Raw genomic sequence first — 12,296 nt, 5'->3', positions numbered from 1 at the left:
CGAGCCCTACAACTTATTGCTTTGTTTTTTCATGATAGGAATTTGAATTTCTGTTACTTGCTCCTCTGGATTTTCTGTTACAGACCAATCAATTAATGCAATCTCAATCGCATCTCCACTTACTTCGTATCCTTCTTGATCAATATATTTCATTACCTTCTTATATGTTTCATCCGTTTCTTCATATGGTCCATGGTGATATACACAGGCAAATATACCTTCTTTAATTTCATCTGAATTATGCATTTGAAAAGGCATGTAATCCAGCAGAATAAAAACACTGCTATACGCTTGAAACTCATTTTGCATTAATCCTTTTTTTGCCACCGTTACACCGATATCTCCAGAAAATAAACTATCATCCATTTGTTTCATATTTTTTTGCAGCGAATGAATATAGTACTCAAACATATCATCCGTCGTATTCGGGGCAACAGCAATGGCTGTTATCTTTCGCTGCGGGATCTCTTTAATTACCATTTGTTCAGCTTTTACTTTTGTTGCTTCCTTAATTAAATGAATTCTATGCTCCATTTTCGCCAAAGCATACTCAATTTCTCTTTGTTTTTTCAACATCATTTCTTGTTGTTTTTCCAGTAAATTGAGTGCGTATGCTGGATTTCTTTCATCAATATATTTCTTAATTTCCTTTAATGGAATATTTAATTGGCGTAAAAATTTAATCGTATCTAATAGTGAAAATTGATCGATTGTATAGTAGCGATAATTTGTTTTCGGGTCCACAATGGACGGATGAAAAATCCCCTTTTCATCATAATAGCGTAGAGTAGATTCCGCTATATTTTGCATTTTTGCCATTTCTCCAATTGTAAAGCGTTTATTTAATAACATATGTCCTTCTCCAATTCATAAAAAATGTCACCTTGTTTCTTCTTATTATATAGTGGTTCCCTCCATACCTAAATCGAATCCTATCATGAAAATCTGCTATTTTTTCATTGATTTTTCATACATTTTATTATATATTAATTACAGGTTCAAATTACGAGTTCAAAAGAACTTGTAATCAGACCCTTTGTTTAATGGGTTTTACATATTTTCATTAGGCAAATCCCGAGAAATCGTATGATAAAAATAAAAATGATGAGGAGAGGATCCGATGGAATTCGAATTTTTCTTTCAAATTGCACTTATTTTATTAAGTACAAAGCTTGCTGGTGATCTTAGTGTTAGACTAGGTCAACCTTCTGTACTAGGTAAATTAATTGTCGGTATCGTTATCGGTCCAGCTGTATTAGGTTGGATTGAAAATTCAGAGCTTCTAACACAATTAAGTAATGTTGGTGTTATTCTTTTAATGTTTATGGCAGGACTTGAAACAGACTTAGAGGAATTAAACGCAAATCGTAATTCTTCTTTAGCAGTTGCACTTGGAGGTATCATTCTTCCATTCGTAGGTGGTTACGTTTCTGGTCTTGTTATGGGAATGGAACAAGGAAATGCTGTATTTTTAGGATTACTTCTATGTGCGACAAGTGTTAGTATTTCCGTACAAACACTTCGTGATTTAGGAAAGATGAAAACACGTGAAAGTACAACTATGCTTGGCGCTGCTGTATTTGATGACATTCTTGTTGTTATTTTATTAGCATTTGCAATGAGCTTCTTAGGTACAGACGATGTTAACTTAACAATGGTTATCTTGAAGAAAGTTGTATTCTTCGCTTCTATTATTTTAATCGGATGGAAAGGTGTTCCTGCGATCATGCGCTGGTTATCACCACTACGCGTATCTGAGTCTATCGTGAGTGCGGCTCTTATCATCTGTTTCTCATTCGCATATTTCGGCGAGCTATTAGGAATTGCTGGCATTATCGGTGCTTTCGCAGCTGGTATCGCTATTTCTCAAACGAACTACAAACATGAAGTAGAAAAGAAAGTAGAACCAATCGCTTACGCTATGTTCGTTCCAGTATTCTTCGTTAGTATCGGTATGAATATTACATTTGACGGTATTGGTGATCAAATTTGGTTCATCCTAGCATTAACAGTAATCGCTGTATTAACGAAACTAATTGGTTGTGGATTCGGTGCACGAATGACTGGATTTGACGCTAAGTCTTCTGCCATTATCGGTGCTGGAATGGTTTCTCGTGGTGAAGTTGCACTTATCATCGCTGGAACAGGACTTTCTTCAGGTCTACTAGCACAAGATTACTTTACAGCTATCGTTATCGTTGTTATTTTAACTACAATGATTACACCACCAATGTTAAAATACACTTTTGGTGCAAAAGATAAAGCAATGAAAGCAAGTAAATAAATTTTATATATAAAAAGAGATTGCTATCTTATAAGATAGCAATCTCTTTTTACTTTTATCTTTACACAATCTCGTTCTTTTTTAACCATTTTTCAAACATAATTCGTGCTTCTTCATCGTCAATATCATCACTAAATGAATACACCATAATGCCGTAATCATCCGTATATTCACCCAGTTTCATTTTCTCCACTTTCTTATAAAAATCGTCTACCTCATAATGCGGAATATAAGCATCCCAAACTGGTTCATTTATTCTTTTGTACGCCGTCACTTCTAAATCATATCCATCTTCATAATATCCGATGTGATAATGTTGACTCAGATCATGTTTCTCCATAAAAAGCCCCTCCTACTAAACAAAAGCGAGCTGTAATCTACAAGCTCGCTTCATTCATTAAATACGTTCCATCGCTGTCTTCAACGTTCCAACAACAAAAGCGATTTCTTCACTCGAAATAACAAGTGGTGGTGCTAATGTTAAGACGTTATTATATCCTGCTGTTGTCATACCATTTCGCCCTATAATTAACCCTTTTTCTTTACAAGCATTTACAACACTTGCAATTTTGTCGTTATCAATGGGCTCTTTCGTCTCTTTATCATTTACTAGTTCGATTCCAACTAGTAGACCTTTCCCTCTAATATTCCCAACAAGTGGATGTTCTCCAATTTCTTCTTTTAATTGCTCTAATAAAAGCGAGCCCATTTGTGCAGAACGCTCAATTAAATTTTCATTTTCCATAATCTCTAAGTTTTTAAGTGCTAATGCACAAGCTGCAGGATTTCCACCAAATGTATTAATATGACGGAAGAATTCATATTCTCCATTCCCTTTAAATGCTTCATATATTTCTTTTTTCACAGCTGTCGCTGATAATGGTAAATATGCGCTCGTAATCCCTTTTGCCATCGTAATAATATCTGGCTTCACATCATAATTCATAAATCCAAATGCCTTCCCTGTACGTCCGAAACCGCAAATTACTTCATCGCTAATGAGTAGTGCACCGTGTTTTTGACACGTCTCATGAACGGCTTTCATATAGTCTTGTGGTGGCATTAAAATGCCTCCGCCCGTAATAATTGGTTCCATAATAAAAGCTGCAATCGTTTCACTTAATTCCCATGTCATAACGCGATCTACTTCTTTTACACATTCTACATCATAAATGTCCTCTGCTTCTATTCCAGGCATACGATAACAATCTGGCGGTGTTACATGTAAAAATCCTGAAGCAAATGGCTCATATTGATATCTACGCTGCGCTTGTCCCGTCGCTGCCATCGTAGCCATTGTATTGCCATGATACCCACGGTAACGTGACATAAATTTATAACGATGCGGTTCACCTTTTTGCGCATAGTATTGCCTTGCTATTTTAAAAGCTGTTTCGTTCGCTTCCGAACCACTATTAGAGAAGAAAATAACATACTCTCCTCCAAGCCACTCATTTAATTTTTCAGCAAGCTTTATAGCAGGTTCATGCGATTGTGACATCGGAAAGTATGATAATGTTTGTAATTGCTTATAAGCCGCCTCTGCGAGCTCTTTTCTTCCATATCCACTATTCACACACCAAAGACCACTCATACCATCTAAATATCTTTTTCCTTGTATATCTTCAACCCAGCACCCTTCTGCTTTTGCCCCTACCATTGTACTATTTGGACTAAAGGGACGCATTCCGTGCCAAACATATTGCTCATCTTTTGCTAACAATTCATCTGTCTGTTTCGTTTTCATCATTTCTTCCACCTTCCATAACAACTTATTTTTCACAAAAGCTGCGCTGGTGCCATGATGATTTAATTTTCTCCCTGCTTATTTTCATTCCACAAAATTAAGACAAAATCCTACTTACAATACATTAATATTTACAAGAAAAAAAGAGCTTTTCTTATATATCGAAAAGCCCTTCTCTTTTTAATGGGAAGATGCATCACTAATACCATGACCAGTATTAGATTTCACAAGAATTTCATCAAACTTCGCTGCATCTTCTTTCTTACTAGATAACACGGTTCCTAAATATGCTGCAAGGAATCCAAGCGGAATTGAAATAATTCCAGGTGTCGTATATGGGAAAATCGCTTCCCCAACAAATATAGCTTTTCCAGCTACAGGGTTCCAAACATTTGGACTTAACGCTACGAGAACAATTGCTGATACAAGACCAACAACCATACCCGAAATAGCACCCGTTGTATTGAAGCGCTTCCAATATATTGTGAATAATATAACGGGTAGATTTGCACTCGCTGCAACTGCAAATGCTAATGAAACTAAAAATGCTACATTCAATGTTTGAGCAAATAACGCTAGTATAATGGATAATACCGCTACTCCAATAGACGCATAGCGAGCCATTGAAACTTGCTCTTTTTCCGTTGATTTCCCCTTGCGAATAATTTCATTATAAAAATCATGTGCAAATGCTGATGCGGCTGTTAATACAAGTCCTGCCACTACAGCCAAAATCGTTGCAAAGGCAATGGCTGATACGAAAGCAAATAAGAAATCTCCACCTAGCGCTTTCGCTAATAAAGGTGCTGCCATATTACCAGCTGGATTCGCTTTAATAATCGCCTCATTCCCTACAAATGCCGCCGCCCCAAATCCTAAGAAAATTGTCATAATATAAAATGCACCAATTAACCACGTAGCGTATACAACAGATTGACGTGCTGTTTTTGCGTCACGTACTGTAAAAAAACGAACAAGAATATGTGGTAATCCAGCTGTACCAAGAACTAGTCCTAAATTTAAAGATAGCGTATCAAGACCATCTTTATACTTTACTCCTGGATTTAAAAATGAATCTTTTAATGGCGTAGCCGTTTTCATTTGAGCGAACATTTCAGTCACACTAAAATTAAATTTGGAGAAAACGATAACAGAAATAATAAATGTACCAGCCATAAGTAGTACAGCCTTTACAATTTGAACCCAGCTTGTCGCAGTCATTCCGCCAAAAATAACGTACACTGTCATTAATGTACCAACGATTAAAACGGATGTCGTATATTCGATCCCTAATAATAATTTAATAAGTGCACCCGCCCCAACTAGTTGTGCAATCATATAAAAAATCGAAATCGTCATCGTATTAAGCGCTGCAACTCCGCGAACTTTTTTCGCATCAAAACGCGCCGCAATCATATCTGCTAGCGTGTACTTCCCTAAATTTCGAAGTGGCTCTGCAACTAAGTATAATACAACTAAGTAAGCAACTAAGAAACCGATACTATAAAAGAACCCATCAAACCCAGTTAATGCGATCGCTCCGGCTATACCAAGAAAAGACGCAGCAGACATATAATCTCCCGCAATGGCCAGACCATTTTGCCAACCAGTTAATCCCCCTCCAGCTGTATAAAATTCACTCGCATTTTTCGTTTTTTTCGATGCAAAATAGGTTATGACGAGCGTACCGAGAACAATAATTAAAAATAGTGCAAACGCAGTAATATTCAAATTCAGCCCCTCCCTTTTTGCATATCTTGCAGAATGTTTTGTGAGATTTTATCAAAGGATTCTGCTTTTTGGCTATAAATCATACATAATGACCACGTCATGATAAATTGTGCAAATGCAAACACCCACGCCCACGTAACATCCCCAAATGCTGGTGTATTGAGCACCTTTGAATACGATGTTAAAATAGGTAATGCAATAAAAAAGCTTAAAAAGAAAATACTCATCGGAACGATAAACTTCTTTTTTGTATTTAATAGCAATTGAAATTCTTCTGACTGAACAACCTCTGTATAATTCACCTCATTTTGTAACTTACGTGCTGACGTATCATCTCGTTTCATTCTCTAATCCCCTCTCTTACTAGAAATACAATTCCCCCTTGTATACACAAAGACTAAATTTTATAAATATTCAGAAACTTATTTTCATTTTAGACAATCCATACATTCCTGCAAAGATTTTTCGATAGACATTTTTCGGCATTTTCCCCTAAGTTTTTAATATACTTTTTCAACATAAAATTTACGTACTGCAATCTCATACCAATAAAGATTCAATGCTCATTAAAACAAAAAGACAGAAGTAGTGCTTATCGCACTACTTCTGTCTTTTTCTCTTTTTCTAAATTACGAGCTGTTTCGCTTAATTCAACTTCTTTTCCATCTTTAAGCGTTCCAAATATGAAATCGAATACTGGATTTGAAACACCGAACCAAAACTTTTCATTTTTATAGTGGTGTAATATGTGCTGTTTTTTAAGCCATCGTCCAAACTTAGTGAACGGACGAATTGGTTTATGGGCAATATAATGTTTCCATTCATAAACGAGAAGCATAATAATCATTCCGATTCCAAATGAAAGTGTAATAGTAACACTTTTTGTTATAGCGTATGATATGAGTAAATATATAGTAAAGCTAGGTATGCTAAACCATACAGGCAAAAATAATAGTTTTAAATCATCTGGATATACGTGATGATCATAATGCAATCTTCTTAACATTTTTAATAAAAATACGTTTTTTGGTGGCTTTAAGTGAAATAAAAATCGATGTGTTAAATATTCGTTAAGCGTATAAAAAACAATCCCAAACAAACACGCTAACATACCGATCCATGTGAATAATTGCATTTTTAAAATAATGATGAAAATAAATAAAATACCATACATAATAACGATATCATGTTGTAAAAAGAACTCTTTCCCCACTCTCTTCATCTTCCTTCCCCCTTTTCCAAAAAAACAGCCGCAACATATCGTTACGACTATTTCTTTTATTTTCTATTCTTATTCTATTCACCTTACAAATTTGCCTGCTGCTCTATTGTCGAGAAAAAATTGTTCGATCCAAATATATTTTGCTTTGGAATAATATGTTCCACCGCAAATACTGTTACTTCTCCTCTTTGAACCTCTCCAATAATGAGCCCAAATATTTCATGATTTACCGCAAACGTCGGTTGCTTTGTTTGTAGTAATCTTGCTGCATTATGAAATACCGCTTCATATAGTGGATTCCTATCAGTAATTTCTTTTCGGATTTTTGGTGCTAGCGTAATAATAATTTCTTTTCCGTCAATAGTGGTTCGATACATAAAAATCTCCCCTTCAATCTTATGTGAACAACTGTAAAGCTTTGTATGCAAAATGGATAGAATATCCTACTAAAATAATACCTGCTCCGGCTGTTATATAGCCAAGTGCCTTTTGCTTTAATAAAGTTCTGCCAAAATGGACAGAAAAAGCGATATTTAAATTCCATAAAATAATGCCAAGGATAATACAAAGACTGTACAAAAAGGCTTCTTGTTTCGTTACTTTCGTAAGCAATGAGCTAAGTGTACTTCCGTATATACCAAACCAAAAAACAAGATTTAATGGATTGGATATCGCAATTAAAAAACCTGCCATAAACGATTGTTTAAGGCCACCTACCTCTTCCTTTTTATATTCCATATTCGTGTGGGAAATTCCTTGTTTTACACTTTGAAATCCTAAATAAAATAATAAGAAAAACCCTGTGCAATACATAAAAGCTTGTACATATGTATACATAAACACAGAAGATAAACCGAAATAAATGAGAAGCATAAACAAAATATCTGCAGTCATTCCACCAATTCCAACAACCCACGCATGCCAAAAACCTCGTTCAATTCCTCGTTTTAACATTTCAATATTAATCGGACCTACCGGCGCAGCTAATGAAATACCTAATACAATTTGTTGTATAATCGCTCCAAACATCGCTCTATCCTTTCTACTTCCTTTACTATTAAGTAATGATGTAATGATTAAAAATAGACTAGCTTTCATCAAAATATTTACTACTAAAATACCCTTTTTTATCCAAAATATGCAAAAGAGCCATCCGAATGATGACTCTTACTTTTCTAACTTATGAAGAAAAGGACATTTTCCTTTTATCGGCTCCACATCGTCTCCTATGAAGTATTGTTTCCATTCACGATGATCTGGATCACCATAATGACTAATATTAGGATGCTTCGGCAGCTGATCCCACTTTTCAACTCGATCTCGGACCGTTTGTCTTGAATATGCCCCTTTAGGACGATCCCCTTCTAATCCATCAAAGATGGTGCGTGGCTGAAACCCAATAACGAGAGAATTTCCTAAATGCCTAGTTTTTCGTTGTTTATAAGCTGGCGCATTTCCAAATGCGAATATCGGTTCCCCACCAAATGAAAATTCCCATAAGTAATGGTCGGGGTCTTCAGGAATTTGCTTCGGCCATGTTTGATCATCGTTTTCATGTAAATATTGTAGTACTTTCCAAAAGTAATCACGATAATATTCCAGTGATTGTTCCTCACATTCCGGTTCTACAAAAAGAAAAAATCCTCTTCTTACAATTGGCCGCTCTTTCATCAACTCTAAAAAAGCTAGCATTGTATGTGGCAAATGACTCCAATCATTATGAGAAAGAAATGAATAACGAAGTTCATTCTTTTTCAAAGCTGTTAAGCCGAAATAGCACGGAAAAGTTGGTTCTAGCACGACACTCGAAAAATTTTGAAATTCTTTTGTAACCCAATTTGGTATGTCAGTTCTCGTTCTCATTCCTTCATTATCTAATAAATAAGACTCATTCATTCTTTCTTTCACCTCATTATGTATAGCATTCAATTAAGAATATTACATACTCGGCCTGTCCTATACCTATTTAAAAATCTGGCTGAAAAATTATTTAAAAATACAAAAAAATAAAATCGCTTACTTGACTAAATTCTACCAATTCGTGTATATTTAAATTAATCATTTAGCAGAATATTCAAGATTATAGCATTTTTAGTTTATATTATCTTTCAAATGAATTTCACTAAATGAAAAAAGCAAATGTTTTTAGGAGGAATTGTAACATGCAAGGAAAAGTAAAATGGTTTAACAACGAAAAAGGTTTTGGATTTATCGAAATGGAAGGCGCTGACGATGTATTCGTACATTTCTCTGCTATTCAAGGTGACGGCTACAAAGCTTTAGAAGAAGGTCAAGAAGTATCTTTCGATATCACTGAAGGAAACCGTGGACCTCAAGCTGCTAACGTAGTAAAACTTTAATCCAACATATAACAGGAGGTTACCTTATTTGGTAACCTCCTTTGTTATTCCTTTGTATATTTCCGTTTTACAGAGCAAAAACTATGTGAAATGCGCAATATACAAAGGAGGAATTATCAATGGGATCAGAAGTAAATGATTTTGAAGAAGTAAAATTCCGTGTAGAAACAGCACAAAAAATGGTAGGATCAGCGACAATTTCAATGGATCCAGATACATTAGAGCATGCTACTACTGCTGTAGAAGCCACTCGCTCTCAGCTTGAAATTATGAAATCTGTTGCGACAGATTTAGATGAGCCATTTCTAATGAATGAGGAAAAAAAATTAAGTAAATGCGAGCATCAATTAAATGAAGCAAGACACTAAAAAACATCCAGAGAATTTTCTCTGGATGTTTTTTCATGATAACTGTTCTCCATACTTTTTCAATGTTTCTCCAACTGTACATTGCCTAATACAAAAGGAATGAGCATAATACTTACTATTTGTCTTTCGATTATGTTCTCGCAGAAAACACCCTTCACAATACGTTTCTAATAAGTCATTTACCTCTGTAATGAGTTGCTTTTTATCCACCTTTGCACCTCTCTATTCGGTTATTTCTTTATGACTATCAATGACGGTTCCTTCTAATGCTTGCGTAGCTAATTGATGCGCTTCTTTATTTTGTTTTCTAGATATCGGTTCACAGACAAGTTTTAACTTCATTTGCTTCGCTTTTTGTTCAATTTGATCTAAGTAATGATTTAAATGCTCATCATAACAAGGCCATTCTCCAGCCAATTGCTGTAGTACAACTTGCGAATCACCGCGAAGCGTAACTGCTTCATACTTAATCCCTAATTCCTCGAGTATATTCATGCCGTATAGTAGTGATGCATATTCCGCTTCATTATTATCATATATACCTTCTATATATGCATTACGACGAATTCGGTATTTTGTATTTCCTTTTTTATAGTATACACATATACCTACTCCAGCTTCTTTCGTCTGAACATCATACCCTCCATCAAAATAAAAGACTATTTCTTGGGTCTCTTCCTCCACTTGTTTACTCAGCTTTTTCATTTCCTTTAATGACCATTCTGCATCCATTTCATCATAAAATGATAGTTCTTTCACTCTTCCTGTTTTCTCGAAATCCTCTGCAAATTGCAGTACATCTTCTATGTTCATATAGTCTGTCGTTAATTCCGTCTGCAAACCGCGCTTCGTTTTATACAACCAATGAATTTTATATTTCATACTAGATTCCCCTTATATAAGACTTCTTATATGTAGCCAGCTAATGAAAGCCTCACTTTATTTTATTATATTGTATCAAGAGTGACAGCATTATATTCAATTTGCTTACATACAAAAAGAGCTATCCCTTTAGGAATAGCTCTTTCATCTATTACATAAATCTTTCAAATTGTACTCGTTTATTAATCCAGTACATTACAGGCATACCAATTGCCATGACAACAAATTCACCAATGGCACATGTTAACCAAGTCAACATAAATGGTAAATCAAATGCAAGATGAAGCTCAATTGCAATCATAAACATTGTAATTGTAAAAATAACTGTATTAAAGATCATACGAGCCCAAACACCTTTAATAAATCGCATAGAAATAATCGTTGCAACTAATGCAAGAATAGATTGCCCTACTCCAAATACTAAATCGTAAGCGATCATTGGTGAGAAAAAGAGATTTGTTAAAAATACACCTAATACAATTCCGTAAATTGCTTTTTTATTAAATACAACAAGATGATTAAACATCTCTGAAATACGAAACTGTACATTTGTAAAGCCAAATGGCTGAATAAGCATAGAAACAGCAATATATAATGCCGCTAAAATACCATTACCGACTAATGTTCTAATATTCATGACAAAATCTCCTTAGTTTTTTTACGTGGGATGGTTTCGAACCACGTCATTCGTTTTTTAAGCAACAAGATTATATTCTACGCAATACACACTCTTTCGTCAATAGTTTCCTATCATTAACTACCTTTTTTCTTTTAGACAACGTATAATAAAACATATGAAAGTTTTAGGAGGTTTCACTTCATGACAGCAACAATTCAAAATGAAAAAGTGATCGTTTCCATTTCTGACAAAGGTGCAGAATTACAAAGCGTTCGCTTAAAAGAAGATAACACTGAATATTTATGGCAAGGCGATTCTACTTATTGGGGACGCCGCGCACCAATTTTATTCCCAATTGTCGGCCGATTAGTAGATAATACATATTACGTAGATGGTGAACCATATTCTTTAACACAACACGGCTTTGCTCGTGATCTTGCATTCTCTGTAAAAGAACAAAGTGAAACGAAAATCACTTATATTGTAACTAGTAATGAAGAAACATTAAAAAAATACCCATACGAATTCGAATTACTCGTTTCTTATGAGCTAGACGGACAAATCGTTCATGTAACATATGAAGTAAATAACCCTACTTCAAAAGAGATGTTCTTCTCAATCGGAGCACATCCTGGTTTCAACTTCCCCTTATTAGAGGGCGAATCATTTACAGATTATCATTTATCATTTAATGGTTCTGAACGTTTAGAAACAAGCGTATTAGAAGGGCCTTACCTTTCAAGTACAAAGCAATTAATAGCTGAAAATACGAATGAATTACCACTTACATACGATTTATTCAAAAATGATGCACTTATTTTTGAAAATATGAATACGGATGAAATCTCTATCCGTTCTCATAAACATAATAAATTTGTAAAAGTAGAATTTGACGGATTCCCATTTGTCGGCGTATGGACACCAGGCGAGAATGCACCTTTCTTATGTATTGAACCTTGGTACGGAATTGCCGATGAAGTAACTCCAGCAAAAGATTTCAAGGAAAAAAAAGGAATTCAATCTTTACAAGCGAATGAAACATTTACATGTCGTTATAGTATTACAATCGGCTAAGTTACTCTA

16 protein-coding genes and 1 riboswitch are annotated in these 12,296 nt (G+C 34.9%); of the genes, 4 read left to right on the top strand and 12 right to left on the bottom strand.

All coding sequences use genetic code 11. The features are described from left to right. Positions 1 to 6: 6 nt before the first annotated feature. Positions 7 to 852 carry a MerR family transcriptional regulator gene (locus MR113_RS01965; protein WP_242250787.1) on the bottom strand — a complete coding sequence of 282 codons (846 nt, stop codon included), beginning with the start codon at positions 850 to 852 and terminating at the stop codon, positions 7 to 9. Positions 853 to 1,120: 268 nt separating this feature from the next. Between MR113_RS01965 and MR113_RS01960 the strand changes: the two genes are divergently transcribed. Continuing rightward, positions 1,121 to 2,284, top strand: coding sequence for a cation:proton antiporter (locus MR113_RS01960; protein WP_098991726.1), 1,164 nt, complete (start codon positions 1,121 to 1,123; stop codon positions 2,282 to 2,284). A 61-nt stretch (positions 2,285 to 2,345) separates the two neighbouring features. Here MR113_RS01960 and MR113_RS01955 read toward each other — a convergent pair whose 3' ends face one another. The 8 genes from MR113_RS01955 to MR113_RS01920 form a co-directional block, all read right to left on the bottom strand. Further along, positions 2,346 to 2,624 carry a DUF3986 family protein gene (locus MR113_RS01955; RefSeq protein WP_061680519.1) on the bottom strand — a complete coding sequence of 93 codons (279 nt, stop codon included), beginning with the start codon at positions 2,622 to 2,624 and terminating at the stop codon, positions 2,346 to 2,348. A 57-nt stretch (positions 2,625 to 2,681) separates the two neighbouring features. Then, positions 2,682 to 4,031, bottom strand: a complete 1,350-nt coding sequence (locus tag MR113_RS01950) for an aspartate aminotransferase family protein (protein WP_242250786.1) — start codon at positions 4,029 to 4,031, stop codon at positions 2,682 to 2,684. Positions 4,032 to 4,211: 180 nt separating this feature from the next. Further along, positions 4,212 to 5,762, bottom strand: a complete 1,551-nt coding sequence (locus MR113_RS01945) for a solute symporter family protein (protein WP_242250785.1) — start codon at positions 5,760 to 5,762, stop codon at positions 4,212 to 4,214. Between the two features lie 2 nt (positions 5,763 to 5,764). Then, complete coding sequence (locus tag MR113_RS01940; protein WP_242250784.1) at positions 5,765 to 6,106, bottom strand: DUF485 domain-containing protein; 342 nt, start codon at positions 6,104 to 6,106, stop codon at positions 5,765 to 5,767. A 248-nt stretch (positions 6,107 to 6,354) separates the two neighbouring features. Beyond that, positions 6,355 to 6,984: a sterol desaturase family protein gene (locus MR113_RS01935; protein ID WP_242250783.1), complete on the bottom strand. Its 630-nt coding sequence runs from the start codon at positions 6,982 to 6,984 to the stop codon at positions 6,355 to 6,357. Between the two features lie 83 nt (positions 6,985 to 7,067). Next, positions 7,068 to 7,361, bottom strand: coding sequence for a hypothetical protein (locus MR113_RS01930; protein WP_000286363.1), 294 nt, complete (start codon positions 7,359 to 7,361; stop codon positions 7,068 to 7,070). A gap of 19 nt (positions 7,362 to 7,380) precedes the next feature. Further along, positions 7,381 to 8,013 (bottom strand): LysE family transporter, encoded by a 633-nt coding sequence (locus MR113_RS01925; RefSeq protein ID WP_242250844.1) that lies wholly within the window; start codon positions 8,011 to 8,013, stop codon positions 7,381 to 7,383. A 138-nt stretch (positions 8,014 to 8,151) separates the two neighbouring features. Next, positions 8,152 to 8,880: a YqcI/YcgG family protein gene (locus MR113_RS01920; RefSeq protein ID WP_242250782.1), complete on the bottom strand. Its 729-nt coding sequence runs from the start codon at positions 8,878 to 8,880 to the stop codon at positions 8,152 to 8,154. 266 nt (positions 8,881 to 9,146) lie between these two features. Between MR113_RS01920 and cspB the strand changes: the two genes are divergently transcribed. Then, positions 9,147 to 9,344, top strand: a complete 198-nt coding sequence (gene cspB, locus MR113_RS01915) for a cold shock-like protein CspB (RefSeq protein ID WP_001161731.1) — start codon at positions 9,147 to 9,149, stop codon at positions 9,342 to 9,344. Between the two features lie 119 nt (positions 9,345 to 9,463). Continuing rightward, the gene (locus MR113_RS01910) at positions 9,464 to 9,712 is read left to right on the top strand and encodes a DUF2564 family protein (RefSeq protein ID WP_242250781.1); all 249 of its coding nucleotides are present in this window, start codon (positions 9,464 to 9,466) and stop codon (positions 9,710 to 9,712) included. Positions 9,713 to 9,745: 33 nt separating this feature from the next. On the opposite strand, the gene MR113_RS01905 is transcribed toward MR113_RS01910, so the two are convergent. The 3 genes from MR113_RS01905 to MR113_RS01895 all read right to left on the bottom strand — a co-directional run bounded on the left by MR113_RS01905 (position 9,746) and on the right by MR113_RS01895 (position 11,231). Further along, positions 9,746 to 9,922, bottom strand: coding sequence for a zinc-finger domain-containing protein (locus MR113_RS01905; protein ID WP_000358801.1), 177 nt, complete (start codon positions 9,920 to 9,922; stop codon positions 9,746 to 9,748). A gap of 12 nt (positions 9,923 to 9,934) precedes the next feature. After that, a complete protein-coding gene (locus MR113_RS01900; protein ID WP_242250780.1) occupies positions 9,935 to 10,594 on the bottom strand; it encodes a ribonuclease H family protein in 660 nt (219 codons plus the stop codon). Between the two features lie 151 nt (positions 10,595 to 10,745). Then, a complete protein-coding gene (locus MR113_RS01895; RefSeq protein ID WP_001026467.1) occupies positions 10,746 to 11,231 on the bottom strand; it encodes a QueT transporter family protein in 486 nt (161 codons plus the stop codon). Between the two features lie 6 nt (positions 11,232 to 11,237). After that, a riboswitch (PreQ1 riboswitch) is annotated at positions 11,238 to 11,282 on the bottom strand. Between the two features lie 132 nt (positions 11,283 to 11,414). On the opposite strand from MR113_RS01895, the gene MR113_RS01890 reads away from it, so the two are divergent. Further along, complete coding sequence (locus tag MR113_RS01890; protein WP_242250779.1) at positions 11,415 to 12,287, top strand: aldose 1-epimerase family protein; 873 nt, start codon at positions 11,415 to 11,417, stop codon at positions 12,285 to 12,287. The last annotated feature ends 9 nt before the right edge of the window (positions 12,288 to 12,296 follow it).

The organism is Bacillus cereus group sp. BfR-BA-01379 (assembly GCF_022663605.1).
Classification (GTDB): Bacteria; Bacillota; Bacilli; order Bacillales; family Bacillaceae_G; genus Bacillus_A; species Bacillus_A mobilis.
The sequence above is the reverse complement of the archived record's forward strand: the minus strand, read 5'-3'. Positions and strand labels throughout refer to the sequence as shown.

What these genes read in the sequence shown, in the direction of transcription:
- MR113_RS01965 (WP_242250787.1), bottom strand. Translation starts at nt 852, where the DNA reads ATGTTATTAAATAAACGCTTTACAATTGGAGAAATGGCAAAAATGCAA.
- MR113_RS01960 (WP_098991726.1), top strand. Translation starts at nt 1,121, where the DNA reads ATGGAATTCGAATTTTTCTTTCAAATTGCACTTATTTTATTAAGTACA.
- MR113_RS01955 (WP_061680519.1), bottom strand. Translation starts at nt 2,624, where the DNA reads ATGGAGAAACATGATCTGAGTCAACATTATCACATCGGATATTATGAA.
- MR113_RS01950 (WP_242250786.1), bottom strand. Translation starts at nt 4,031, where the DNA reads ATGAAAACGAAACAGACAGATGAATTGTTAGCAAAAGATGAGCAATAT.
- MR113_RS01940 (WP_242250784.1), bottom strand. Translation starts at nt 6,106, where the DNA reads ATGAAACGAGATGATACGTCAGCACGTAAGTTACAAAATGAGGTGAAT.
- MR113_RS01935 (WP_242250783.1), bottom strand. Translation starts at nt 6,984, where the DNA reads ATGAAGAGAGTGGGGAAAGAGTTCTTTTTACAACATGATATCGTTATT.
- MR113_RS01930 (WP_000286363.1), bottom strand. Translation starts at nt 7,361, where the DNA reads ATGTATCGAACCACTATTGACGGAAAAGAAATTATTATTACGCTAGCA.
- MR113_RS01925 (WP_242250844.1), bottom strand. Translation starts at nt 8,013, where the DNA reads ATGTTTGGAGCGATTATACAACAAATTGTATTAGGTATTTCATTAGCT.
- MR113_RS01920 (WP_242250782.1), bottom strand. Translation starts at nt 8,880, where the DNA reads ATGAATGAGTCTTATTTATTAGATAATGAAGGAATGAGAACGAGAACT.
- cspB (WP_001161731.1), top strand. Translation starts at nt 9,147, where the DNA reads ATGCAAGGAAAAGTAAAATGGTTTAACAACGAAAAAGGTTTTGGATTT.
- MR113_RS01910 (WP_242250781.1), top strand. Translation starts at nt 9,464, where the DNA reads ATGGGATCAGAAGTAAATGATTTTGAAGAAGTAAAATTCCGTGTAGAA.
- MR113_RS01900 (WP_242250780.1), bottom strand. Translation starts at nt 10,594, where the DNA reads ATGAAATATAAAATTCATTGGTTGTATAAAACGAAGCGCGGTTTGCAG.
- MR113_RS01895 (WP_001026467.1), bottom strand. Translation starts at nt 11,231, where the DNA reads ATGAATATTAGAACATTAGTCGGTAATGGTATTTTAGCGGCATTATAT.
- MR113_RS01890 (WP_242250779.1), top strand. Translation starts at nt 11,415, where the DNA reads ATGACAGCAACAATTCAAAATGAAAAAGTGATCGTTTCCATTTCTGAC.